This is a genomic window from Methanococcoides alaskense (assembly GCF_027594145.1).
Taxonomy (GTDB): domain Archaea; phylum Halobacteriota; class Methanosarcinia; order Methanosarcinales; family Methanosarcinaceae; genus Methanococcoides; species Methanococcoides alaskense.
The window spans coordinates 337,065-362,056 of the sequence record NZ_JAQFFK010000003.1; the positions used below are offsets into that span (position 1 = coordinate 337,065).

At 43.5% G+C, this 24,992-nt stretch carries 25 protein-coding genes and 1 pseudogene; 19 read left to right on the plus strand and 7 right to left on the minus strand.

Annotated features, from left to right (window positions below; translation table 11 throughout):
- Positions 1-2 precede the first annotated feature (2 nt).
- From PBV53_RS05460 to priS, 3 genes are read right to left on the minus strand one after another with little or no spacing between them, the layout of a single operon-like run.
- On the minus strand, positions 3-281 hold the full coding sequence (locus PBV53_RS05460; protein WP_270096158.1) for a 50S ribosomal protein L44e: 279 nt from the start codon (positions 279-281) through the stop codon (positions 3-5).
- A gap of 15 nt (positions 282-296) precedes the next feature.
- A complete protein-coding gene (locus PBV53_RS05465; RefSeq protein ID WP_270096159.1) occupies positions 297-1,016 on the minus strand; it encodes a hypothetical protein in 720 nt (239 codons plus the stop codon).
- Positions 1,006-2,178, minus strand: a complete 1,173-nt coding sequence (gene priS / locus PBV53_RS05470) for a DNA primase catalytic subunit PriS (RefSeq protein WP_270096160.1) — start codon at positions 2,176-2,178, stop codon at positions 1,006-1,008. The genes PBV53_RS05465 and priS overlap by 11 nt, the downstream gene beginning before the upstream one ends.
- Positions 2,179-2,328: 150 nt before the next feature.
- On the opposite strand from priS, the gene rqcH reads away from it, so the two are divergent.
- Both rqcH and PBV53_RS05480 read left to right on the plus strand, forming a co-directional pair.
- A complete protein-coding gene (gene rqcH / locus PBV53_RS05475; RefSeq protein WP_270096161.1) occupies positions 2,329-4,320 on the plus strand; it encodes a ribosome rescue protein RqcH in 1,992 nt (663 codons plus the stop codon).
- 48 nt (positions 4,321-4,368) lie between these two features.
- Complete coding sequence (locus PBV53_RS05480) at positions 4,369-5,412, plus strand: mRNA surveillance protein pelota (RefSeq protein WP_270096162.1); 1,044 nt, start codon at positions 4,369-4,371, stop codon at positions 5,410-5,412.
- 22 nt (positions 5,413-5,434) lie between these two features.
- Here PBV53_RS05480 and PBV53_RS05485 read toward each other — a convergent pair whose 3' ends face one another.
- Complete coding sequence (locus tag PBV53_RS05485) at positions 5,435-6,316, minus strand: DNA integrity scanning protein DisA nucleotide-binding domain protein (RefSeq protein WP_270096163.1); 882 nt, start codon at positions 6,314-6,316, stop codon at positions 5,435-5,437.
- Between the two features lie 136 nt (positions 6,317-6,452).
- Here PBV53_RS05485 and thpR point away from each other — a divergent pair, with 136 nt between their 5' ends.
- Complete coding sequence (thpR, locus tag PBV53_RS05490; protein ID WP_270096164.1) at positions 6,453-7,004, plus strand: RNA 2',3'-cyclic phosphodiesterase; 552 nt, start codon at positions 6,453-6,455, stop codon at positions 7,002-7,004.
- A gap of 45 nt (positions 7,005-7,049) precedes the next feature.
- Here thpR and PBV53_RS05495 read toward each other — a convergent pair whose 3' ends face one another.
- Positions 7,050-7,991, minus strand: a complete 942-nt coding sequence (locus tag PBV53_RS05495; protein ID WP_270096165.1) for an FAD:protein FMN transferase — start codon at positions 7,989-7,991, stop codon at positions 7,050-7,052.
- A gap of 212 nt (positions 7,992-8,203) precedes the next feature.
- On the opposite strand from PBV53_RS05495, the gene PBV53_RS05500 reads away from it, so the two are divergent.
- The 11 genes from PBV53_RS05500 to PBV53_RS05550 all read left to right on the plus strand — a co-directional run bounded on the left by PBV53_RS05500 (position 8,204) and on the right by PBV53_RS05550 (position 16,947).
- A complete protein-coding gene (locus PBV53_RS05500) occupies positions 8,204-8,608 on the plus strand; it encodes a hypothetical protein (protein WP_270096166.1) in 405 nt (134 codons plus the stop codon).
- 9 nt (positions 8,609-8,617) lie between these two features.
- On the plus strand, positions 8,618-10,090 hold the full coding sequence (gene mmcA / locus PBV53_RS05505; protein ID WP_270096167.1) for a methanogenesis multiheme c-type cytochrome: 1,473 nt from the start codon (positions 8,618-8,620) through the stop codon (positions 10,088-10,090).
- Positions 10,091-10,103: 13 nt separating this feature from the next.
- On the plus strand, positions 10,104-11,465 hold the full coding sequence (gene rnfC, locus PBV53_RS05510) for an Rnf electron transport complex subunit RnfC (protein ID WP_270096168.1): 1,362 nt from the start codon (positions 10,104-10,106) through the stop codon (positions 11,463-11,465).
- Position 11,466: 1 nt separating this feature from the next.
- On the plus strand, positions 11,467-12,396 hold the full coding sequence (rnfD, locus tag PBV53_RS05515) for an Rnf electron transport complex subunit RnfD (protein WP_270096169.1): 930 nt from the start codon (positions 11,467-11,469) through the stop codon (positions 12,394-12,396).
- A complete protein-coding gene (rnfG, locus tag PBV53_RS05520) occupies positions 12,389-12,961 on the plus strand; it encodes an Rnf electron transport complex subunit RnfG (RefSeq protein WP_270096170.1) in 573 nt (190 codons plus the stop codon). The genes rnfD and rnfG overlap by 8 nt, the downstream gene beginning before the upstream one ends.
- 14 nt (positions 12,962-12,975) lie before the next feature.
- Positions 12,976-13,587: an Rnf electron transport complex subunit RnfE gene (rnfE, locus tag PBV53_RS05525; protein ID WP_270096171.1), complete on the plus strand. Its 612-nt coding sequence runs from the start codon at positions 12,976-12,978 to the stop codon at positions 13,585-13,587.
- A 1-nt stretch (position 13,588) separates the two neighbouring features.
- Positions 13,589-14,179, plus strand: a complete 591-nt coding sequence (gene rnfA / locus PBV53_RS05530) for an Rnf electron transport complex subunit RnfA (RefSeq protein ID WP_270096172.1) — start codon at positions 13,589-13,591, stop codon at positions 14,177-14,179.
- The gene (locus PBV53_RS05535) at positions 14,176-14,973 is read left to right on the plus strand and encodes a Fe-S cluster domain-containing protein (protein WP_270096173.1); all 798 of its coding nucleotides are present in this window, start codon (positions 14,176-14,178) and stop codon (positions 14,971-14,973) included. Before rnfA ends, PBV53_RS05535 begins: the two co-directional genes overlap by 4 nt.
- A 12-nt stretch (positions 14,974-14,985) precedes the next feature.
- Complete coding sequence (locus tag PBV53_RS05540) at positions 14,986-15,318, plus strand: DUF4870 domain-containing protein (protein WP_270096174.1); 333 nt, start codon at positions 14,986-14,988, stop codon at positions 15,316-15,318.
- Positions 15,319-15,480: 162 nt separating this feature from the next.
- On the plus strand, positions 15,481-16,437 hold the full coding sequence (locus PBV53_RS05545) for a replication factor C small subunit (protein WP_270096663.1): 957 nt from the start codon (positions 15,481-15,483) through the stop codon (positions 16,435-16,437).
- A 3-nt stretch (positions 16,438-16,440) separates the two neighbouring features.
- The gene (locus PBV53_RS05550) at positions 16,441-16,947 is read left to right on the plus strand and encodes a COG2426 family protein (RefSeq protein WP_270096175.1); all 507 of its coding nucleotides are present in this window, start codon (positions 16,441-16,443) and stop codon (positions 16,945-16,947) included.
- 17 nt (positions 16,948-16,964) lie between these two features.
- On the opposite strand, the gene PBV53_RS05555 is transcribed toward PBV53_RS05550, so the two are convergent.
- Positions 16,965-17,186: a histone family protein gene (locus PBV53_RS05555; RefSeq protein WP_270096176.1), complete on the minus strand. Its 222-nt coding sequence runs from the start codon at positions 17,184-17,186 to the stop codon at positions 16,965-16,967.
- A gap of 210 nt (positions 17,187-17,396) precedes the next feature.
- Between PBV53_RS05555 and PBV53_RS05560 the strand changes: the two genes are divergently transcribed.
- Together PBV53_RS05560 and PBV53_RS05565 are read left to right on the plus strand one after the other, a co-directional pair.
- Positions 17,397-18,698 carry a Single-stranded DNA binding protein gene (locus PBV53_RS05560; protein WP_270096177.1) on the plus strand — a complete coding sequence of 434 codons (1,302 nt, stop codon included), beginning with the start codon at positions 17,397-17,399 and terminating at the stop codon, positions 18,696-18,698.
- 2 nt (positions 18,699-18,700) lie between these two features.
- Entirely contained in the window at positions 18,701-19,564 is an 864-nt protein-coding gene (locus tag PBV53_RS05565) for an RPA family protein (RefSeq protein WP_270096178.1), read from the plus strand.
- Between the two features lie 91 nt (positions 19,565-19,655).
- Here the strand turns inward: PBV53_RS05565 and PBV53_RS05570 are convergent, their stop codons facing one another.
- Entirely contained in the window at positions 19,656-19,970 is a 315-nt protein-coding gene (locus PBV53_RS05570) for a DUF6951 family protein (protein WP_270096179.1), read from the minus strand.
- Positions 19,971-20,291: 321 nt separating this feature from the next.
- Between PBV53_RS05570 and PBV53_RS05575 the strand changes: the two genes are divergently transcribed.
- The 3 genes and pseudogenes from PBV53_RS05575 to mttB all read left to right on the plus strand — a co-directional run bounded on the left by PBV53_RS05575 (position 20,292) and on the right by mttB (position 24,975).
- Positions 20,292-20,882, plus strand: a complete 591-nt coding sequence (locus tag PBV53_RS05575; RefSeq protein ID WP_270096180.1) for a hypothetical protein — start codon at positions 20,292-20,294, stop codon at positions 20,880-20,882.
- Between the two features lie 168 nt (positions 20,883-21,050).
- Positions 21,051-22,673 carry a methylamine methyltransferase corrinoid protein reductive activase gene (locus PBV53_RS05580; RefSeq protein ID WP_270096664.1) on the plus strand — a complete coding sequence of 541 codons (1,623 nt, stop codon included), beginning with the start codon at positions 21,051-21,053 and terminating at the stop codon, positions 22,671-22,673.
- 811 nt (positions 22,674-23,484) lie between these two features.
- Positions 23,485-24,975 (plus strand): annotated as a pseudogene (gene mttB, locus PBV53_RS05585) ([trimethylamine--corrinoid protein] Co-methyltransferase).
- Positions 24,976-24,992 lie beyond the last annotated feature (17 nt).

Below are 24,992 nucleotides of genomic sequence, written 5' to 3' on the forward strand. Positions count from 1 at the left end.
CATCATTCCTTAAACTCGAATTTCTTTGCTCTGAAACATGGTCTCTGGTGGGACTTGTTGCAAGTTGTGCAGCGGTATTTGAGCTGTACTCTCTTGGTTGGTTTGTCTCCTCCAGGAACCTTTGAGAACTTACCACTGTTTCCTATACCAGTCTGTCTCTTTTTCTGCCTTGCGATATGTGTCATTGCCGATGCTTTGCCTTTTTTCACTCTTTCTGCAATGTGTTCAGTGTGAGTTTTGCAGGATGGGCAATAAGTTCTGAACCTCTTTGGAATTTTCATTATTTACACCTTCTATCAATTTGAATTTGTTATCTTTGTAATAAGATGAGCTGCGCCTCGTTTTACCAGAACGTTTGCGTTCATTGCGGGTAAAACAACAACATCTTCTGCATGAGTAGTATAATTTCGTTTATCTACGGCATTGAATGTCGGTAGGTCTTTCAATATTCGGACAACAAAGTATTCTTCATTTATATTCCTTTTGGCTATCTCTGACTTTCCATTGTCTTCAATACCAGCAGGAATTTCTGCGACTGCTACTTTCTCTCTCTCTTTGACAGTATCTGTAGCAGCATTGTTCGCTTCCTGGACCCTTGTTTCCGCAGGTTCGACCTTCTCTACATTAAAACTTGCTGTAGGATCCAGTATGGGTTCCAGTAATTCTCCTCTTGCGATCTGTATTGCAAAAAGGGTTGCTTCATATACTTTCTTCTCCTCAGGAAGGAGCTTGTCAAGGTCCTGTTTTGGTGAACTGCTGGAGAACGCATTCGAAGTTGCCCTCGATGTTATTTTGCGTATGCGCCTGATGAATATGGTCTCCACATCGTTGATGGCACTTTGAAGCTCATCTTCAAGGATCTTCGATTCGGGAGAACGCTGGTTACTTATCTGCCTTATCTCGCCTTCCAGTTCATGGATATATTTGTCCACAAGGACATAGAACCCATGGGGTAATCCTCTTAATGCGGAACTGTTCTCTTCACGGAGTATGCTCTTAAGCTCATTACGGTCCATATTCTGCTGCACCTCTGCACATTAGGTAGATAGCTGCATATTCCGGTAGTTCCTGCACACCTTCTTCAACATAGAGGTCCTTACCTTTCATCTGTACGGCAAAAGGTCTTATCACTTTTAATTTTACCGGCTTGTCCGAAAACACAACGGCATCGTTCAACGGGTCAAACTCCTCAAGCTGTGCGATGGACAACGATGTGACACACATCCCCGATTTCCCATGCAATGATCCCGGAAGGCGAATAAGGCGTTTTATATCTCCTGTGACCGGCTCATCCACACTTGCAGAAAGCTCTGTGACCGATCTTTCGGCAAGGGTCTGTATAATATCCTTGTTCACACGTGACAAAGCTTCCATATTTCCTTTTTTGAGCAGATCTACCTGGGTATCGTCCCTTAATATCTCCACTATCTGCTTTGATGTTTTCTTCCCGATCCCCTTAAATCCGGTGAAAAGTTTTTCCGCATCCTCTTTTGCTGCCAGATCTCTCAGGTATGCTATCATATGACGGTTTATCCTTTCACCCCAACCTCCGTCATCTTCGGAAGGGAATACGTTCATTGTTGCCTTCTCACTTCCGGCATCTCCACTAATACCTTTTTTTACAAATATTTTATCAAGGTTCAGTCCTCTTCCGCTGATATAATCAACTATCTCCCTTCTTTCTGCACTTTCAAGGGAGAGCACACGCGGATCGCTTATGTGGAAGTGATAGCCTCTTCCTCCTGAAAAGACCGCCCCGATGTCCTCTTCCTTGAACCCGAAATCGTTTGTCAGGAGGTCATAGAGCTTCAATGTCTCCTTTTTGACATGTTCGAGCATATCAGAATATGAATTGGGTGCTCCCGGGATATGGTCTGCATCAAGGTCAAATATAAGGTCTGCAGCCAGCCACTGCTTTTCTTTCATGGTCGGCGCGTTCGGATACGTATAATATGCAACGGAATAATATACATGAGCAGGTGCCATTCCTGTAAGATAGTCCTCAACCTCTCCTGCAGAACCAAATGCCTTATGCCTTCTCATCACGGTTTCCGGCATCTCGTCAAAAGAAATAACTCCCCATTCTCTCTCTGGCAGCCTTGCAGGTAGATGAATTTCAGCGGTCCTGTAATATTCCTGGAATTTCGATTTGAGATAATGTTTGGTTTTGAGATCCATGTATAATTTTCCAATAATTCGGTGATCGTTGGTTTCAACCAATTGATGCATTAATACTATTTCTTTATTGCTTAATCTAGAGCATCTCTGATAATTTCAGATGAGCTAAGATGGATAAACCTTAAGTCCGGTCGGAAGGTATAAGCACGTATGAAACAGGAGATGACGAGTGCAGATGTAGCTGCTCTTGTATCTGAACTTGGCGAGGGGGAAGGTTCCCTTATCGATTCCAAGATCGGAAAGATATATCAGCCGGCACCGGATGAGATCAGGATAAATCTCTTTATATTTGGGAAAGGTCGGGACAACCTGGTGATACAGGCAGGCAAAAGGGCACACATGAGCAATTATGTGCGTGAAAGCCCTAAAACCCCGCAGGCTTTTCCAATGCTGCTTAGAAAACATATCCTCGGTGGAAGGATCACTTCTATAAAGCAATATGATTTTGACAGGATAATCGAGATCGGGGCAATACGTGGAGGTATCGAGACCATCCTCGTCTGCGAACTGTTCTCGCGTGGTAATATTGTTCTTTTGAACAGTGACAGGAAGATCATCCTGCCTATGAAACCCGTCACCTTCAAGGGCAGGCGTATTCGCAGTGGCGAAATATATGAATATCCTGAAGCGCAACTAAGTCCTCTTGATGTCGATGCTAATGTAATGTCCGAGCGCTTCCTTTCTTCGGATTCAAATGTTGTCAGGACGATAGCGACAAGTTATAATCTTGGGGGGGTCCTTGCAGAAGAGGTCTGTTTAAGGGCAGGTGTGGATAAGAATACCTCTGCAAAGGTTGCAAGTCCTGAGGAAGTGGCTGCACTCAGCAAAGCTATTACAAACGTTTTTGCTCCGATCGTCAACCATGAACTAAAGCCCTGTATCATAAAGAAGACTGTGAAAGACGAGTTACAGGCAGTGGATGTACTTCCTCTGGAGCTTATGCAATACTCCGATGCTGAAAAGGAATTTTACCCTTCGTTCAATAAGGCTCTCGATGAGTTCTTTGGTAAAAAGGCATCTGAAGAGGTCATAGAACAGGTAGTTGCTAAAAAGAAGGAAAAAGAGGACGTATTTGAAAGACGTCTGAGGAAACAGCAGGAAGCCATACTGAAATTTGAAAAGGATGTGACTAAGTACACACTGATCGCCGAAAGCATCTATGGAAATTATCAGACAGTAGAAGAGGTTCTCTCTGTTCTCGAAGATGCCCGGGATAAGGGCTATTCCTGGAAAGATATCTGGGATACTCTTAAGAAAGCAAAAGATACCCTTCCAGCAGCGAAGGCTATAGTAAGCATCGATCAGGCGGAAGGGAGTGTGTTAGTAGATCTTGATGTCGTAAATGCGAATATCAATATTCGTAAGACCATTCCTCAAAATGCTCAGATGTATTATAATAAGGCCAAGAAGATCAGCAAAAAGCGAGACGGGGCCTTGATTGCTATCGAAGATACGAAAAGAGCAATGAAAAAGCGGGAACAGAAAGTTTCTAAAAGGCGAAAGGCCGTCTTCAAGAAGCACTGGTATGACCGGTTCAGGTGGTTCTTCTCATCCGATGGTTTCCTTGTTATCGGCGGAAGGGATTCTGATACGAACGAGGAGATCGTGAAGAAGTATATGGAAAAACGTGACATCGTTTTCCATACTCAGGTTCCCGGAGCTCCTATAACTGTAATTAAGACCGAAGGAAAGGATATCCCTGAAACTACCCTCGAAGAAGCGGCAAGGTTTGTCGTATCTTATTCAAGTGTCTGGAAAGCCGGGCAGTTCAGTGGGGATTGCTACTGGATAAAGCCTGAACAGGTATCAAAGACGCCTGAATCCGGTGAGTATCTTAAAAAAGGTGCTTTCATCATTCGGGGTGAACGTAATTATTACAAGGATGTTCCTGTTGGTGTTGCCATAGGTCTTGATCTGGGTGCTGAAACGCGTGTTATCGGTGGACCTTTGTCTGCGGTACAGGCCAATGGGAAGTATGTGATAGAGGTCATGCCCGGCAAGTTCAATCAGAACGATATTTCCAAGAAGTTATATCGTATGTATGTCGATGAGCTGAAAGACCCTTCCTTTGTCAAACAGATCGCATCACCTGACAGAATTGCAAGAATGCTTCCTCCGGGTGAATCGGATATCAGGAAATAACGGTTTCCGTTATGGATATATGGGCTGGAAACAATATCGGGTATTATCATGAGGGTAACAAAAAGAGACCTGAAACACAACAGGGAAGGGGAGATCTCCCTGACCCCGGAAACGCTTGATGATCTGTGGCACCTGAAATATATCATCGAGAAGGGCGACCTGGTCTTTTCTCTCACTAAAAGGAAAGCGGATTCTGCAGCCGATAAGCTCAGACCCGAAAAGGCCGAAAAGAAGACCGTACGCCTCGGCGTGAGGGTCGAGGATGTTGAGTTCCATAAGTTCTCTAACCGTCTGCGGGTCCATGGTCTTATTGAACATGGAATGGATGCGGGTTTTTATCATACGTTGAACATTGAAGATGGTACGAACCTTTCCATCACTAAATACTGGAAAAAGGACCAGTTAGAACGTGTTAATGAAGCGGAAGCAGCTTCCAAAAGACCCAAGGTCATTCTCGTGGCAATCGAAGAAGGGGATGCGGACATTGGTTTTGTACGTCATTATGGAATTGAGATATACTCTCATATAACTCAGTCTTCCGGTAAAGGGGAAGGCACGCTTCGAGAAGTGTTCTTCAGTACCATTTTTGACCAACTGACCCATGCAATGAGTGGAACTGAGTCGGTGGTAGTTTCAGGTCCTGGTTTTACTAAAGATGATTTCATGAAGTATGCATCGTCTAAGAACTCGGATCTTGTGGCAGGTATCCTTGTTGAGGATACTTCTTCCATAGGCATGTCCGGCTTCCAGGAAGTTCTTCGAAGGGGTGCTGTCGACCGTATCATGGAAGAGTCAAGGATCGCAAGGGAAGCCTCTCTCATGGAAAGCCTCTTAAAAGAGATAGCACTTGATGGCAAGGTTGCCTATGGTATGGATGAAGTGAAGCAGGCGATCGATTTCGGTGCTGTGAAAACCCTTCTGGTTGCTGATGAGATGCTTCGTCTTGAGAGGGAATCCGGCAACATTGACGGTCTTATACAGAACGTTGAACGTTCACAGGGGAAAATGGTCGTTTTCAGCACAGAATTCGAACCTGGTCAAAGATTACATTCACTTGGTGGAATTGCAGCGATCTTGCGATTTAAGATATGAGGGGTTCGCAAGCATCGCACATTTATTTTTGTAAGGATGGTCTTTCCATATAGTCAAGGCATAGCAGTTCCTTTCCGTCCATATATATGCGTACGGTTCCGCCGGATTCTGATATCGTTACTGCTATGGCGAAGGTGTCTCTTGTAATGGCTGCAGCTGAGACATGTCGTCCTCCCAATCCTTTTTCTATGTCTATTTCCTTCGCATCGACATCGAGGTATCTGCCGGCAGCCTGAACAATACCTTCTTTTGAAATCACGAACACACCATCTAGAAGTGCGAACTCCTTTACTGATTCCCAGTTCTTCTTATCCAGTAGGTTGCGATGTTCGTCCTTGTGTCCTGCGTAAGGGTTGAGTATCATCTGGTGGGAACGCTGCAATACTTCTTCGATATCTCCCAAAATGAATGCCGTTCCTATCTTATGGCCCTCTCTTCCAGAGGCTGCAATGTCAAATGCAATTGCTAAAGCTGCACGCATGACCTCGGGATCGATCCTTTCTTCACATTCCTGGAGGGTTCTAATGAGCGGGCTTTGTGATACTTCGTGGGTTACAATGGCACCGGATTCTCTGGTCTGTATGAGGCCTACGATAGTTCCCGTTCGAAGCTCACCTATGATATGTTCGATTGCAGCAGCCTGTTCTATATGTTGGGTATTGCTGCTGGCCTCTCTTGACATTGGTTCCAGAATGTTCTTCAGTCTTTTTTCGTCTTCCTGGCTGTCAGATATAAGGTTGTCGATGATGCTCTTTTGGCGGCGTGGTACATAATATATGGGTATATTTGTCTCAATACCCTCAAGGTCAAAATCTCCGGACACTATTATGGCAGGTGAGCAGAGCTCTTCTGCGATCTTGATCGCATGTTTTGCTAGAATTCCTGTTGTGTCCATGGTACCCATATCATTCCTCTAAATTACGAAATCATTGCTTGTTATTTATTATGTACATTCCTGATATATTATATTATAGTCAAAACAATTACTTAAATTAATTTGACAGTAATGCTTAACAGGCATACATGTTTTAATTCTTATTATGTCACGAATATTTATTGCGGTGGACCTTCCGTCTTCTGTACGTGGGGAACTTATTGATGTCCTTTCTTCATTCGAGGGTTTTAAGCTAAAGCTTGTTTCTCCTGAACTTATACATATTACATTGAAGTTTCTCGGTGAGGTTTCAGATGATATGGTGTCGGATATTGCATCTTCATTAGATGGTATTGAATGCATGCCATTTAATGCGAATATCAAAGGTGTTGGTGTTTTCCCCAACTTAAGCTCTCCCAGGGTTGTCTGGCTTGGGGCTAAAGGGAATTTCAAGCAACTCCATGATGATGTGGAAGCAAGTCTTTCAAGGCTCGATTTCGAGAAAGATAAAAGGGAATTTACCGCACATGCAACTCTGGGTCGTATCAAGTTCATGCCTAAAGGACAGATGGAAGGGTTCTTAGCTGTACTTGATAAGCTCAAAGAGGTAGACCTTGGGGAAATAAAGGTCGATAAGGTCCTTTTGATGAAAAGTACTCTTACTCCTTATGGTCCTGTTTATGAGACAATGCATGAGGTTCTTTTAGGACGAAAATAAACTATATGCAAAAAAGTGGGGTATGGTATCTCATACCCCTTCATGTCAGATATTTGTATCTTCGTATGTTGTGAATCCACTGGACCGAAGTATCCTTTTATCGGATGTGATGATCAGGCATTCGATACCTTCAAGGCTTTCAATAAGCTCCAATCCTTCCTTTTCACCGAGTACGAACACTGTGGTTGCGAGTGCATCTGCATCCATTGTGGTCTCTGCGATAACTGTTGCACTTATGAGTTCCTGGGATGAATATCCTGTTCTTGGGTCGGATATGTGGGATACCTTTGCAGCATCACTGAAATATCGTTCGTAGTTCCCACTTGTGGCAACAGCCATGTTCTCCAGTTGCATGACCGCTATGAAATCGCCTTGTTTTTCAGGGTTCTGTAACCCTACGGTCCATTTGCTTCCATCTGGTTTTGTGCCGATGTAACGCCCGTCTCCGCCGGCATCCACAAAGCAGCTCTCTATTCCGTCATCGATAAGGGACTCTATTGCCTGGTCAACAGCATATCCTTTTGCTATGCCTCCAAGAACTATCTTCATTCCGGGTTCCGTATAGATGGTATTTCCTTCAATGACTATCTTTTTGTAGTCAACAAGTTCCAGAGTGGTGTCTATCTCTTCCTGGGTTGGTGGCTGGTAAGTTCCACCGGGGCTGAACTTAGCTGACCACAGGTCGAGTATCGGTTTTATTGTTATGTCAAATGCACCGTTGCTTATACTGGAGTAATATGTGGACCGGCCAATAACGAAAAATAGTTCCTCTGAAGCGTTTTCGAGTCTGTTGTTCTCATTCAGCAGATTGAGCTGGCTGTCATTCTTATAGCTGCTCATCAGTTCGTCAGTTTGGGCTACTCTTCCAAAAGCTTTATCCACAGTTTGTACCGCATGGTCTGTGTCATAATCATATATTGCAGCTGTAACCGTGGTATCCATTATACTGCGACTGTCTGTGTAGAAGATTGGGTCATTTTGTAACAAATCACTCTCTTGATAGTCATATAACTGTGTAAATGATATTGAAACTATAACGATTAATACAAACAATAAAACCGCTCTCATGTCCATGGCGTAGGGATAGATGCGCTTGATATTAAGCTTATTTAGAAACATATAAATATTGGTAATCAATGATTCTGGCAATTATATTAATCCGTTAAATGTTAATTATTATTCATTTAGGAAGTGTCAGTATGAGTGATTCTAATGCAGGATTAGCTTCTGGAGGTATTGCTGGGAAGGACAAATACCTTGCAGTTGCTATCCATCAGATCATTGAAGAGTATGGCTGGAAAGGGATTGAGAAGAATTTTGGTGCTGATCATAAGATGATCTATGTCAAGTCCGGTTCTTTATTGGACAAGATAGAAGTGAAAGCACATAAGGTTGGAAATCGCCTGGATGTTAATTTTTTGGGTATAACTCCAAAGAAAGGACTTTTAGACAAAATTTTCGATTTTAATGTACGTGAGATTCCCAAAACCTTTGAGCTGCACAAGTATGTTTCCGATGACATGAACGTTCTGGAGAAACAGCACTTATCGACCATCATTGAGGTCGTGCTCAAAGAGTTGGAGGACGTGGCGCAGGATAAATGAGGGGTTTTTATGGCAAGGTTAGAAATAATTCTATTAGGAGCTGCTATTTTCATCTTTGCTTTTGCAGGTGTTTTTGCCGGCATGGGGTATAGTGGGAATGAAGCTATTGCTACTCACTATATGACCGAGGGAGAATGGTCCGATTCAAGCTGTGGTGGTTGTCACTTTACAGCACCTGACCATGTGGCTACCAATACCCATATCCAGAGGGATATTGGGGAATGGGAACCACTGACCAATTTTGATATCGAGGTCGAAGGTGAAGCTGAATGGGTGAAGAACTTTGGTGCTTATCATCCAGGTGGCGGAGTGCTTGATGAGTATGGTGTGGATGCAGATTGTATGATCTGTCATGAGCAGTATGGCGAATATGATTTTGATGCTCGTGCTGAGTCGTTTGCTGCAGGCGATTTTGAAAACGCGAATGCTGCAGCAATGGAAGCTGCAAATGTTAAAGTGCAACAGGATACTATTCGTAAGATCACTTACGTGGGAAATGCTGTGACCCCGCTTCCATTGTTGTTATTATTCCACGATTCTGTTAATGGTGCACCTGTTAAGGAATCCTGTTCTGATAACTGTCATGTTACAAATGTGGAGACCACTGCTGTTACATGGGCATCAGAGGATTACCATAAGTTCGATGCACATGCAGATGTAAATTGTGTGGAATGTCATGAGATATCCCAGTCCAGTATGTTCGTTAAGCAGGACCTTGAAAATATACATGAGATCGAGGCAGAAACGAAGAGCTGTGCTGATCCTGGTTGCCATGAAGGTATTTCACATGGACCTATAGTCGATGCACACGAGACTGTTGCATGCGAGTCCTGTCATATTCCAGCCCTTCCAGGCGGAGATCTTGGTGGTGTGACCCCACTTGCTTCATTTGACTGGTCTAATGGGGAAAGGGTAGATTCCTACAAGGATGATAGCTTCGAACCGGTTCTTGCATGGTCCAATGGACTTGAAGGGCATGATTTGCCTGCCACTGATGGTAGGGGTGAAGCTGGTGTTCTTCTTGAACCGTTCAATGTTGTGACTGGTATCTGGTGGGATGCTGGCATTAACAGTGATATCGTCAATTCACCAAATACCAGTATGGGGCTAGGTGATGCGATACCTGTGTCAGATGTTAAGGCTGCAGATTCCAATGATGATGGTGTTGTAACCGTTGATGAAATGAGAAGCTTTGATGGGGGTATCGATGGTAATGCAGATTATCCGAATGCGGTTCTTAGGACAGTTGAGCTTTACTACAAGCTGAGCCATAATATCGCAAGCTCGGAAGTAGGTCTTGCAGATCCTCTTGCTTGTGCGGATTGTCATGGATCAACTGCGGATGCTATCGATTGGGAGTCCATTGGGTTCATTTCGGATCCTGCAGAGACCGACCCTCCAACTGATTTCACATTAAAGGATATTGGCGTGACCATTCCTGGAGCAAAGCCTCCTGAGGTTGAAAGGGAGCCTGCATTCTAAGGAGTTGATTGTCGTGACGAATGTATATGTTATGGAAAAGATCCCTGAAAAGATCATAATTCCCTTGAAACAGCACGATGGGTGTCTTTGTACACCTCTTGTGAGCAAAGGGGATATGGTGGCAATGGGACAGAAGATCGGGGAGTGCGAATGTTATGATTCGGCTTCCATCCATTCAAGTGTTTGCGGAGAGGTTATCTCTATCGAAGAGGCTGCTAATCCGAATGGAACAAAAGTGAACAGTGTTATCATACAGCCGACTGAAGATGTCGAATGTGTTGATTTTACACCGGTAAAGGATGTTTCTGCATCTAAACTCGTGGATGTTATCAAGGATGCTGGTATCGTAGAACACTATGGCACTCCTACTCATAAGGTCCTGAAACCGGAAGGGAAGCAGATCGATACAGTTCTGATAAACGCAACTTCTTCGGAATGGATTGGCGGGCACTATGATACATCTGCACAGTATGCCTTCCAGATGATCGGTGCTTTGAAGTTGCTGATGAAGGCTGCAGGTGCTTCAAAAGGTGCGGTCGTGCTAAGAAATGATGACCTTGAGTCAATTAGTGCTTTTGACCACCTGAGAGTCGATGGTAAGTTGTTGACAGTTGCTCCTTTGATGGGTAAGCGAAAACTCAGCTATTACTTCAAGGACCAGGGCTCAGACATCATAGTGGTTTCCCAGGAACGCATTTATGGTCAGAAGATCCTTGACCTTTTGACCTATAATCTGACCGGAAGAAGAGTTTCGTTCTGTTGTGATCCTACTGATGTAGGTGTTGCTATTTGTGGTGTGAAGTCTGCAAAGGCATTGTATGATGCAGTGCATGAAGGCAGACCGTACATAGAAACAGTAGTTTCCGTTTCCGGTAAGGTCAATAGCCCAAAGAAGATCCTGGTCAAGATCGGTACTCCTTTCAAGGATGTTATCGATGCATGTGGTGGTTACATGGGTGATACGGGCAAACTCATTGCAAATGGTGCTGTCACAGGTGTGGCACAGTACACCGATGATGTCCCGGTTACCAAGATGACAACTTCTATTACGGTTTTGTCCGCAGATGAGGTCATAAGGGATGTGTCAATTGACTGTACTCACTGTGCAAGATGTGTGGATGTTTGTCCTGTGGACCTTATTCCAAGCAGGATAACTGCTTTTGCAGACCAGGGTCGTTTCGATGAGTGTCGCCAGATGAATATTTTGAATTGTGTGGAATGTGGCAGATGCTCAGCTGTCTGTCCTTCCAAGATACATTTGTTACAGCTTATCAGATATGCAAAGAATTCCATTGAGAATGCATATGAAGACCTTTCTTCAAAGGAATCTCCTGCGAATCTGAAATTAGGCTGCGGCTGTAGCGGAGGTAACTAATATGACCTTTACGATCTCAGCTCCACCTCATAAGAAAGAAAATATCACTTTTAAGAAGATAATGTGGGCAAAGGTCCTTGCTCTTATGCCTGTAGTCCTTTTGTCCGTATATTTGTTCGGTCTTCCTGCCATAGGGCTGGTGGCTGCAAGTATCTTTGCAGCGATAGCGACCGAAGCAGCTATACAGAAAGCATTTGGCCAGAAGATAACTATCGCCGACGGACATGCAGTGTTGATCGGTCTGATGGTAGCTATGATAATTCCACCGGAAGTTCCCCTCTGGATACCTATGATAGGAACTGTTTTTGCTGTTGGTATTGGAAAGCATGCTTTTGGGGGCATTGGTTCCTATATTTTCAATCCAGTCCTCGCTGCATGGATTTTCCTGTCGTTGGCATGGGGTTCAATAATGGCTCCTGCATCCTATCCTCAGACAAGTGTCTTATTTGAGCTGGTTCTTGAGAATGGGGCAGGGGTAATGGCTGGAGTGTCACCTTTCTTCATTTTACTTGCAGGTGCAGTCCTTATATTTCGCAGGTACATCGAATGGAGAATTCCTGTGGCTTTCTTTGTGACAACGGTACTGCTCGCATTCTTACTGGGTGACAGTCTGTCCTATGTTGTTCTTGGGGTTGTAGTGTTTGGTGTTCTTTTCATAGCGACCGATACTTCAACTTCACCCACGACAAAGAACGGTCGTGTGATCTATGGTATCGTTTGTGGTGTTCTTGTAGTTGTATATGGGCACTTTGCAAATTATGTAGATGGGACTTTCTATGGTCTGTTCCTTGCAAACTGTGTTGCTTCACTGATCGATAACAATACCCTTCCGGCATCATACGGTACTGAGACATTCTTACAACGTAAGTACAGGAGCATTGTTTCAAAGATGCCTTTCAAGGACCGTCTGGAGGTGTTCTTAGATGACTGATTCCAATAAAGATATTGTAATAATTATAGGTAAATTGGTATTGATCTCGGTCATTGCTTCAGCCCTTCTGGCTGTGACCTTTGTGCCTACGAATGAACAATTGAAGAAGAACTATGCAGAAGCAAGGACATCTACTCTTGCAGAGGTCATGCCCTCCGCAGCAGAGTTCGAGGCAATATATGGTGACACTGTCATAAATGACGAGGGTGACAAGGAGATCCTCTATTATCGTGCAAAGGATGGTTCCGGTAATCTCGTAGGATATGCTTTCTTCAGAAAACAAGTAGGCGCTCAGGGACTTATCGAAGTGGCAGGCGGTGTTGACTCTTCGTTCAATGCAATTACCGGTATAGGCATCATGGCTCATACTGAGACTCCCGGACTTGGTTCTAAGATCGCTGATGATCCCTTCAAGAGCCAGTTCACCAATGTGAAGGTTGCAGATCTCAGCCTTTCAAAGTCAGGTGGGGCTATTGATTCTATCACAGGTGCTACGATATCCTCGCAGGCAGTAATAGATGCCCTGAATGAACAGGTTGGAGACATTAAAGTGGCAGAGGCCTAAACGGAGGTGTAGATATGGATCCCTTAAGTGAATTTATTCGTGGAATTACAAAAGATAATCCTATATTTGGTCTGGTATTGGGTCTCTGTCCTACACTGGCAGTTACCACATCCATTGACAATGCGATCGGTATGTCAGCAGGGACAGCATTTGTTCTGATCTGTTCCAACCTCATGGTATCAGGTTTGAGGAAGCAGATCCCTGCTGCTGTAAGATTGCCGATATTCATTTTGATAATCGCAACATTCGTTTCCATTGTAAAGATGGTCATGGAAGCTTATTTCCCGTCGATGTTTGCGGCATTAGGTGTGTTCATTCCCCTGATAGTCGTGAACTGTATCATCATCGGTCGTGCGGAAGCTTATGCTAATAAGAACAATATGTTCTATTCATTGATCGATGCTTTAGGAAGTTCTGCAGGTTTCCTTCTTGTGCTGGTACTGATCGGTGGGATAAGGGAGCTTCTCGGAACCGGTGGGATCGCGATCTTTGGAACTCAGCTTTTAAGCATTCCTATCAATCCGATAACCTTCATGATACTGTCACCAGGAGCATTTTTGACAATAGGTATTCTCATGGCAATAGTAAATCACATAAGAGCAAAGAAGCTTGCAAGGGGTGGCTAATATGGTCGCTGACGCAAGTCTTTTCCAGATATTCATGGATGGTGTGTTCATCAAGAACTTCCTTATCATCCAGTTCCTTGGTCTGTGTTCCTTTGTAGGTGTGACCAAGGATACAAAGAGTGCTGCGGGCATGTCCGGAGCTGTCATTTTCGTAATGACGCTGGCAGCGACAGTGTCTTTCCTTATCTATAACTTTGTGCTCGTTCCACTAAAGCTAGAGTTCCTTGATCTTATTAGCTTCATTGTGGTAATTGCAGCACTTGTACAGCTTGTAGAGTTCGTTGTAAGGAAGAATGTACCTTCACTTTATCGTTCACTAGGTATCTACCTGCCTCTTATTACGACAAATTGTGCAGTTCTCGGTGTAGTATTGCTCAATGTTCTGAATGAATACTCTTTCATACAGAGTGTCGTTTTCGGCGCTTCGGCAGGTCTTGGTTATGCACTGGTAATGTTGATGATGTCCGGCATCAGAGAAAGGACTACTCTTGTGAACGTCCCGTCATCAATGCGTGGTTTACCCCATGCGTTCCTTATTGCGACAATGCTGTCTATGGCATTTGTTAACTACTTTGGAGTGATCCCCTTATGAGTCTGACTACATTGATAATTCAGGCAATGGCCACCCTTGGTGGTCTTGGCCTTGTTATAGGCATCATGCTGATCGCAGCATCAAGGATGTTCAAGGTCGAGACAAATCCTCTTGTTGAGGAGGTCGTTGAGATCCTGCCAGGTGCAAATTGCGGTGCTTGTGGTTATGCGGGATGTGCAGACTTTGCGGAGAAGGTAGTTGCTGAAGATGCACCTCTTGATGGCTGTCCTGTTGGAGGTTTTGATACTGCTAAGGCGATCGGTGCTATCATTGGTCAGGAAGTTTCAGAATCCGAGAAGGAATATCCATATGTCAGATGTGGTGGTGGTATCCGCTGTGTCGACAGGTTCGATTATGTAGGTATTGAAGATTGTACTGCTGTCATCATGCTTTCAGATGGTGAAAAGGGCTGTAATTACGGCTGTATGGGCCGCGGTACCTGTGTTCGTGCATGTCCATTCGGTGCTATTTCCATTGACGAGAACCGCCTTCCATCTGTGAATAAGAACCTCTGTACGAGCTGTGGTCTTTGTCTCGCAGCATGTCCAAACGATATTCTGATGTTTGCAAAGGACTCTGAGCGAGTTCATGTCCAGTGCAATTCACATGACAAAGGAAAGGCCGTAAAGGCTGTCTGTGAAGTTGGATGTATTGGCTGTAAGATATGTGAGAAGAACTGTCCTGAAGATGCTATCAAGGTTACGAATTTCCTTGCAGAGATCGATCAGGATAAATGTACTGCTTGTGGTATATGTGTCGAGAAATGTCCGCAGAACTGTATTGAAATGAGATAAGGAGTGAGTTGAATGACATATAAGACTTCTATAGGATTCAACGAGAACATTGTGGCAGTATTGTGTTATCTTGGATTCTGGATGACTGGTGTTTTGTTCCTTTTCGTTGAAAAGGAGAATAAGTTCGTTCGTTTCCATGCAATTCAGTCAGCAATGGTCTTCATGATCCTTACTGCGATCGTCTTCCTCATTGGATGGGTTCCATACGTTGGCTGGTTACTTGCAGATTTTGTAGGTTTCTTTTCCCTTTTCCTTTGGGCATTGTTCATGTTCATGGCATGGAGAGGTTCAAGGCTCAAAGTACCTGTCATTGGAAAGATCGCATACAACTATGTTTACCAGTGAGTCCGGATCTTTCCGGTCTCAATTCCAATTTTCATGTGCATCTTGCACATGACCTTTGTTTATTTTTTATGAACTATGGTCTTTCTCACGAAAGATTAAAAAGTATTATCAACCTTATTCCTGCATCGTTAATCCAATTCGCAATTGAATGGAGGGTTCTAAATAAAAGAAGAGATATGGATCGAAAAATACAGGCCTTTTAAGCTTGAAGATGTCGTAGGTCAAAAAGAGACAACTGAAAGGCTGATATCCTATGTAAGGTCTGGAAATCTTCCTCACTTATTGTTCTCAGGTCCTCCGGGAGTAGGCAAGACCGCCACTGCAGTCTCAATTGCAAGGGAACTTTTTAAAGATGACTGGCGTGAGAACTTCACAGAGCTTAATGCATCGGACGAGCGTGGTATCGATGTGGTCAGGACCAAGATCAAGAATTTTGCAAAAACCTCTCCTATCGGTGGTGCGAATTTCAAGATCATCTTCCTTGATGAAGCCGATGCATTGACCTCTGATGCACAATCCGCTTTGCGCCGTACAATGGAAAAATATACAAGTAACTGTCGTTTCATTCTTTCCTGCAATTACTCTTCAAAGATAATCGAACCAATTCAGTCAAGATGTGCAGTTTACAGGTTCCGCCACCTTGCAGATGATTCCGTTGGTGAACGATGTCGCCATGTGGCTGAAAAAGAGGGTCTTACCATCGCCGATGATGGGATGGATGCTTTGAAGTATGTTGCACAGGGTGACATGAGGAAAGCAATAAATGCACTTCAGGCTGCAGCATTGTTCGATACCACCATTCACAAGGATGCGATCTATAGAATAACTGCGACCGCTCATCCGGAAGAGATAGCCGAACTTTTGAAAATAGCTCTTTCAGGAAACTTCATATCTGCACGCAAGAAACTTGATTCTCTAATGCTCGAAAAAGGTCTTTCAGGGGAAGATGTTGTAGTGCAGATATATCGTGCCATCTTTGATATGGATGTTTCCGGTAAGAAACTGGTGGCCTTGATGGATATGATCGGTGAGGTAGATTTCAGGCTCACTGAAGGTGCCAATGAAAGGATACAGCTCGATGCTCTACTGGCCCATTTTGCACTGGCAGAGGAGCAATAAGGAATGCCTTTCGAGGAGCAATTAATTGAACTTCTTGTTAGCATCCCTTCCTGGTTTGCAACCATCATCCTGAGTGCTCTGCCTATTTCTGAGCTACGTGGTTCAATTCCGATAGCTATTGGTGTCTATGGGCTAGGTCCCATAGAGGCATACTTTTTAGCTGTGTTGGGAAATCTCATCCCTGTGATCCCGCTTTTACTTTTTCTGGAGCCGGTTTCGACCTTTCTGAGACGTTTCAAGGTAGGGGATGTGTTCTTCACATGGCTTTTCACAAGGACACGTCAAAAGCATTCTGAACGTATGGAAAAGTATGGGCCACTTGCTCTGACGCTGTTCGTTGCCATCCCTTTACCGATCACGGGTGCCTGGACCGGTTGTGCAGCAGCGTTCGTATTTGGAATAAAGTTCAGGCAAGCTTTACTGTCTATATTTGCAGGATTGTTGATCGCCGGAATTGTGGTCACTCTTGTAACTCTGGCTGGAATGGGTGCCCTTGAGATATTGAATTAAAAAATAGTGGGGAAGGTTCAATAGCGTGGCTTTGTGATCATTTCGTAAGCCAGTTTTATATCTTCCTCTTTTACTGTTTTTCTTCCTGCATGATTGGCGTATATTATTGCTTCCTTTGATATTTTTATCCCGTATGCTTCTATTATTTCCAAAAGGGCGGTTGCTGCAGGTTCGCTAACTCTTTCTGCATCTGCACTGCGTATCAACCTTTCTACGGAAGCCAATGGTAGTATTGTCATTCTTTAATCCCCTTATTTCTTTCTTATCGCTTTTTAATTGAATATATGCTCTTGATTTGGATAATTATATATATATACTTTTGTATTATAAAAAAAGCTGCGTATGCTTGTTCTTTCTAATATTATGGTCCTTAATATTTGTGGGTGTATCTTATTTATGGAAGAAATGCTTAGATTATGTGTACTGTCTCACTAAAAAGGGAGAATATTATGGATGAGAAATATGCGCCTCACATTGAGGAACTAACAAAGGCGCTTGCTAATGTCGATAGGTCCAAGGTCGAAGATGAATTTAATTTGCTGATCAATTATCGTGTTCCTATCAGTGAAGCAAAACGTACGATACTGAAAAAATTCCGATCATTAGATCCTGTGACGACTGATGTCAAAGACCTTTCTATAGGTGACAAAGGAGTGTTTCTGGAGGTTCGCATCCTTGATATTGGTGAAAGGACCGTTGATCTGAAAGGTGAAAGAACTACCATATTTTCTGGTGTTCTTGCAGACAGGTCTGGCTTATGTCCTTTTACGTCATGGAAACAACTCGCATTGAATGCCGGGGATGCGGTGCGGATAAGTAATGCAAGTGGCAAGAACTGGCATAATCGTGTAGAAGTGAGTATCAGTGCTTATTCCGAGGTCATATTGCTGGATGATAGTTCTCTTCCGGACATTTCTGAATTGTCTGTTACTCCTGTAAAGAAGCTCATCGATGTAGGTCCTTCTGATCTTTTTCTTAGTTCGGTGGCTGCGATCATTGACCTGTATCATCGAAATGTGGAAGTAAAGGGTGAAGATCTTACCATCATTGAAGGTGTTCTGGCCGATGAGACCGGTAGGTTGCCGTTTGTCTCGTGGTCTCCTCTGGATGGTATGGATATCGGTTCGATGATCCGTTTTAAAGATGCATCTGTGCGTATGTATCGTGGGGTTCCATCTATACATCTTGATAGTTCTATCCAAGTTGAATCGGTTGGTGCTGATGAAGATCTATCGTTCGATCCGTTGGCAGTGAACAAACCTCCTGAGCCAGTGCCCATCTCTAATGTCTTGCAGGCTGAAGGTATGTTCGATGTTGCTGTGGAGGGCAATATTGTTTCTGTCAGGCCGGGGTCAGGTTTGATCACACGTTGTCCTGTGTGCAATCGGGTGATCATAAAGAACGTTTGCCGTTCCCATGGGGCTGTTGATGGTTTGCAGGATATGAGGGTCAAACTTATACTCGATGATGGGACTGGTTCTGTCCTCGTGATGCTGAACAGGGAACTCTCGGAGCTCGTTTATGGAAAATCCCTTCATGAATCTTTCTCTCTTTTGGGTAAGACCATGTCAATGAATGCGATCTTTGAGGATATGAAACGTGTTCTTACGGGGCGTTATCTTGGAGTTCGCGGGAATACATCTCGAATCGAGTTCGGGGTTACTTTTGTTACAAAGGCCGTATGGGTACCGGGGTCGGATATTGAAGAAAGGGTCCCTCTTCTTCTAAATAAGTTGGATGGGGTGGAGTAATCATGGTAGATCGTGAAATAGCATATAGGATGTTTGCAAAAGAGCTTAATGATTCCAGTTCTACGATCCATTCTACTGTGGATGAGGCGATAACATCTGATGGGCACACGCCAAACTATCTGTTGACTCCAGGTGGTGTTATGGTCAACCGCGTTTTTGTCACAGGTGTTCTGACAGAGGTGGATAATGTCGGCTCTGATGTTGGTACCTGGAGGGCTCGTGTTGTTGATCCTTCCGGGGCCTTTACTGTATATGCAGGACAGTACCAGTCCGATGCAGCGACATTTCTATCATCTGTGGAGCCTCCTGAGTATGTTTCTATTGTTGGCAAGGTCCGATCCTATAAGCCGGATGATGGTCCTGCGGTCATATCTCTAAGGCCTGAAGAGATCAATCTTACAGATGAGGATGCGCGCAACAGGTGGATATTGGATACTGCAGAATTGACGCTTGACAGGCTGGATGCATTTTCTAAGATATTGCTGGCATGTGGCAATATTGATTCCATGGATGAATGCATGGAAGGTCTGGGGGTAGCTCCTGTGCTTTCAGAGGGAATTGGAATGGCTATAAGGCATTATGGCATTGATGAAAATTATCTTAATGAAATTCGATCTGTCGTAAAAAAATGTATAGTTTCCCTGGATCTGCTTTCTGACGAATCTGATGAAAAGGATATTGACACCCTCGTTCTGGAAATAATGAACGAATTTGATAAGGGTAAAGGTGTTGATTATGCTGAACTTTTATCTGTTGCAGTTTCCAGACAGCTTAATGAAAGGACAGTGGATTCAGCAGTAAGGTCATTACTTGCAAAAGGGCAATGTTATGAGCCAAAGGCAGGTATCTTGAAGCTCATATCATAAGATCTCATTCTGATATACTGTATTGATACGCTGATCTAATTGTATCAACTGTATCAATTATAATGTATCATTCTTTTTTGATATTATTAATTCACTTAAAATCGATACTTATATCTTTGACCTTTTTTGCAAGGGTCTGTGATATTAGTCCGAGCTCAAGGTTGCATGCATGAAGTATTGCACTAGGTACGATACAGGTGGCACAACAATTTCCTTCCTGTGCTTTACCGATGACATAATTGTCTTTAATGCCAAACATTTGCATCATTGATACTTCAAGATCGGAAATGTTCTTTACTTTTGGGCAATCTGTCTCAATTTTGATCGTAACATTTTTACCGTCTTTTGTTCCATGGATCTTGTGTGTGAATCCACATATCCTTGAGTTTACAGTGATATCTGTCATGGTATACCTCTTGTAGATCTTTAATAAAATATATGCCTTGATAAATTTCATTTGCTGATCTGTCCAATAAACGTATCGTGAACTTTCTATATAAGGTCTTGTAAAAATGTCACAAAACCATATGGTTCAGCACTTGTGTCATATTCTACCTTCTCAATATTTGTTTTATCAGTTATTTTCATTACAAAAAGGTTAAATATTGATAGGGATTGTTCGATATGCTTAAATAAAGAAAACAAAAATAGATTCACAGCGATTGTGTCTCTCAAAAAACATTTACGATCACAATTTTTTGATATTGAAGGCAGGGAAGGGATTGGCATGGAAAAAGATGAGATTATCAAAATGGTACGGGAAGGATTGGAGGGTATGACCGGAGTTGGCAAAACAATTGTCCTTAGTGATGAAGACAGGAAGGTCATAGCAAAACTGGAAGAAAAAGCAGATCAAATGACTCTTATGGGACTTGGCAGGGGTGACAACAAAGGCGTGAAGGCAGTTCTGCAGAGTGATGTTATTATTCCTTTCCAGACGACCATGGAATATAAGTGGCCTTGTGGACCTAATGTTCTTCTTATGCATGAGGATACGGTCGTTGGTGAGGATATTAATGATCCTGAGAAATTACAGTCCTTTGAAAATGATGCTGAGTCTCTTGTCATCGGCAATATTGTGGTTTATGATAAAGGTTTCCTAACAGCGCTCAATTCTAAATCTGATCCTCTCGTGGTCGTTATGCCACCAAAGCCATGTGATGAGGTCGAATGTTTGTCCCATGTCTGTAATGCTATTCTTGCTTCCCCCTCTCCTCCTACGGATGAGTATCTGAAAGAAAAGATGGGGCTTCAGAGCGTACATGGTACTGGTTCATTCCTCCTTGGATTCAATTTTGAATGTTGTCAGTGTGACTGAAACTTATTTTGTCACTTTCTCTTTTTTATTTCTTTTTTTGTTGCTTAAGGTATCGATCGACCGGTTTTGTATGGTTTGTACAAAGCCCTTATATAGCATTGAATCTTTTGTTTTAATGCATTATTATTATATTGAAATGAAAGTATTATTATGTCAGAGGTAATCAAAATGTATGGTATTGCATTGGATTTGGGAACTAGTGGGTTTCGTGCCCAGTTGATCGATCTGGAATCTAAAAAGGTTCTAAAGACGGCTATTACCATGAAACATCCGCTACCTGGTGGAAATGTCATGGATCATCTGGATTTCGCTATCCAGATTGGAGAAGATGTGGCCAATGAGATAATGTTGGATACGATCAAAAGGATCTTTGAAGAGTTCGGTGTTGATCCTTCTCTCATTAAAAGACTTGCTGTTTGTGGAAATCCTATACAGCTCTCCCTGTTCCAGAACATGGAGATGAGGGACCTTGCTTATGCGGGTGAGAACAAGCAGAAAAAGTTGGGTGTTGAGAATGTGGTCAGGGATGCAAGGGTCTTCCCTGCAAACGAATTGTTTGAAGGCATCATGGACCTTCCAAATTGTACCGTTATAGTTCCTCCTGCGATAAAACATGAGATCGGTGCAGATGCTCTTGCTATGATGATCAAGACCGATTTTATGGACATGGACACTCCTTCGATGGTGACTGATTATGGTACCAATGCAGAGATGGCTATCAAGGTGGGCGATAAGATCATAACCGCTAGTGCGGCAGCAGGTCCTGCTATTGAAGGTCAGGGCATCAAATGTGGAATGCTGGCAAGTCCGGGTGCTATATCAGATGTAACGGTTGAAGATGGTCTGTGGAGGGTCACTATACTCGATGAGTCCATGACCGAGCGAAAAGGACATTTGATAGATCCTGTTACAGGTGAGATAAAAGAGTCTTCTGATGTTGTTGCAAAAGGTGTGACGGGTACTGGTGTCATTTCTGCTCTGGCTCTTGCATTGGAATGTGGTATCATGAAGAAAATACCTGAGCTTCCTAATGGTAAGCTTTTCCTTGATGAGGGTATCGAGATATTTGAAAAGGATATCGAAGAAGCTGGTAAAGCTATTGGTGCTATCAGGGCTGCACAACTTACCCTTATGATCGAATCAGGTACTGCTTATAGTGACCTTGATAACATGTATATGGCTGGTGCAACGGGCGCTTATGTCGATGCTGACAAGGCGAGAAAATTGGGTTCATGTCCTAATTTTGCACATAATATAGTACAATTCGGGAACACTTCAGTTGCACTTGCAAGAGACCTTGTTCTTGATGAGTCCAAGCTCGATGAGGTTATTGGGATGGCCCATAAGATCACCGCGGATCACTTGATGATGGCAACAAGTACGGTTTTCTCTAATATCTATATGTGTGAGCTTTCTTACTGGACCCAGGGAATGCCTATTGAGATGTACAACCAGATGCTTGAGATGTACGAGTTGCCTCCTCTGCCGGAAACTTTCATAAATCCTCGTATAGAGAAGAGGGTTGCAAGGGATATCGATGAAGTTGGCGAAGGTGGGCTTCAGATAGTCGGAGACCTTGGCATCATCATCGAAGAACATGCTCCTACGTGTATTCGCTGCGGTCAATGTGAGACCGAATGTCCGGAGGATGCTATTGAGATAATTGAGCGCGATGGTGAGCTCTATGCAAATTATAATAGTGAAAGATGTCTTGGCACCAGTTGTAGAAGGTGTGTGGCGATTTGTCCGGTGGATGCAATTCACTATAAGGAGATCTCTGTTAAACATTGAATGCGCTTGTAAAGGCGTGCTCAATTCTCTTTTTTATTTTTTTATCGGGTAGTTGCGGCGGCATCTCTTCTTTGTATTTAAATCTTATGTAATTCAGTGTTTTGCTTTTAAACACATCATCATTTAAAACATATTTTGATACATTATTATAAAATTCATATACTACATTTGCCTGTGTATTATCACATGTGTAGATACAACAAATAGGAGCAATTTTTCTTGTGTTATTTTGTCATAATTTTCACATTTTATCTTTTTAGCTTCTATTGATCGTGTTTTTTTCTCTAAATCTGCTCTATGTCCTTTTTTTATGATCCGAGCAAATATGCTTGATTTAGACAAGCATCTAAAAATATGGCTGTTGTGATTCTTTTGAAATTGTCCGTTTAAGGCAAATGTGGCTTATATATTTTTGGAGTTGCTAACCAATAAATATATAAGCGAGTATTGAAAAGCAGGTATTACAGTAAAAAGCAGAAGTGCGCCTTACAACTGATGGTGGATGATCAAATTAACAATTGCTTATAGGATCCATGCGGATCTTGGCATGTTAATGATGTTTTCCATTATAGATGTTTTAAGACGCTATATGAAACGCTGTTCGTAATAGGTCATTGACCTGTCTTACGGGGTTTCATACCGAAGCAATATAATGTTGGCATTTCCGCCACATTCGGACACCCTTTTGGGGGCTGTGGTCCTTGTGACCTTGTCCGAATAAAAAAGACTTGCCGATATTATGATCGGGGACGTTCGTTCCAGAATTGATCCGATCTTACTAAAAAAGACAAATAAAGGAGTTGTAAAGAAAATGGTAGAAGCTTATTATCCAGGTAGATCCCCTCTCCAGGGTGTACAGTTAGAGTTGTTCTCCGAAGATGATCTCAGAGCTATTCATTATGCTTCAATGGAAGTTTTCCTTAACCCTGGTGTTCAGGTATCTGACGCAGAAGCAAGGGCTATCTTCAAGGAAGCAGGCTGTGAAGTTGATGAGAAGACCCAGATCGTAAAGATCCCTGAGTACCTTGTAAACAGAGCACTTATTGACGCTCCATCAAGGTTCGTTCTCGCTGGCCGTGACAAGAAGAAGGATGTCGCAATGGAGCACAAGGGTAAGGTCCACTGGGTTAACTTCGGTACCGGTGTCAAGATGTGCAACTATGTCGCACCAGGCAAGTACGAGACAGTCGACTCCGTTGAGCAGGACATTGCAGATTCCGCAAAGGTCGTTGACTACCTCGAGGAGATCAGCTACTTTACACTTTCCGTTTCCGCAAGGGACTGGGCAGGTAAGGGTGCACAGGATGTTCACGAGACATTCACACCTATCGCTAGCACCTCAAAACACTTCCACCACATCGACCCTGTCGGTGAGAACGTTGAGTACTACAAAGGTATTGTTGACGCATACTACGGTGGCGACTCTGAAGCAGCACGTAAGAGGCCAATCTTCTCTATGCTTCTGTGCCCAACCAGCCCACTCGAGCTCAGTGACAATGCATGCCAGGTAATCATAAAAGGTGCACGCTTCGGTATGCCTGTAAACGTTCTGAGCATGGCAATGTCCGGTGGATCCTCCCCAGTATTCAGGGCAGGTACACTCGTTACACACAACGCAGAAGTTCTCGCAGGTATTGTACTCGCACAGCTCGTACAGCCAGGCGCAGCAGTATTCTACGGTAGCTCAACCACAACCTTCGATCTGAAGAGAGGAACAGCTCCGGTCGGTGCACCAGAACTCGGTCTTATCAGCGCTGCAGTAGGTAAGCTCGGTCAGTACTATGGCCTCCCAACCTATGTTGCAGGTACCTAGGCAGATGCAAAGGTCCCTGATATACAGGCAGGCCACGAAAAGACAATGACCACCCTCCTTCCAGCATTCGCAGGATGTAACACCATCTACGGTGCAGGTATGCTTGAGCTCGGTATGACCCTCTCCATGGAGCAGTTGGTTATTGACAACGACATCATCAGGATGACAAAGTCCGCAATGAAAGGTGTCCCAGTAACAGACGAGACCCTTGGTGTAGCATCCATCCAGAAGGTAGGAATCGGTAACAACTTCCTTGCACACAAGGAAACCAGGAACAACATCAGCATCGTATCTGATCCAGAACTTATCGACAGAGACATGTTCGGTGACTGGGAAGCTGCAGGTTCAAAAGACCTCGCAACAGTTGCACACGAAAAAGTTCTTGACATCATGAAGAACCATGTAGTCAAGGCAATCGACAGCGACCTCTTAGCAGACATGCAGGCTGTAGTGGACAAGGCAGATGCTGCATTTAGATCCAATATGTAAATTGGACTATAATTATA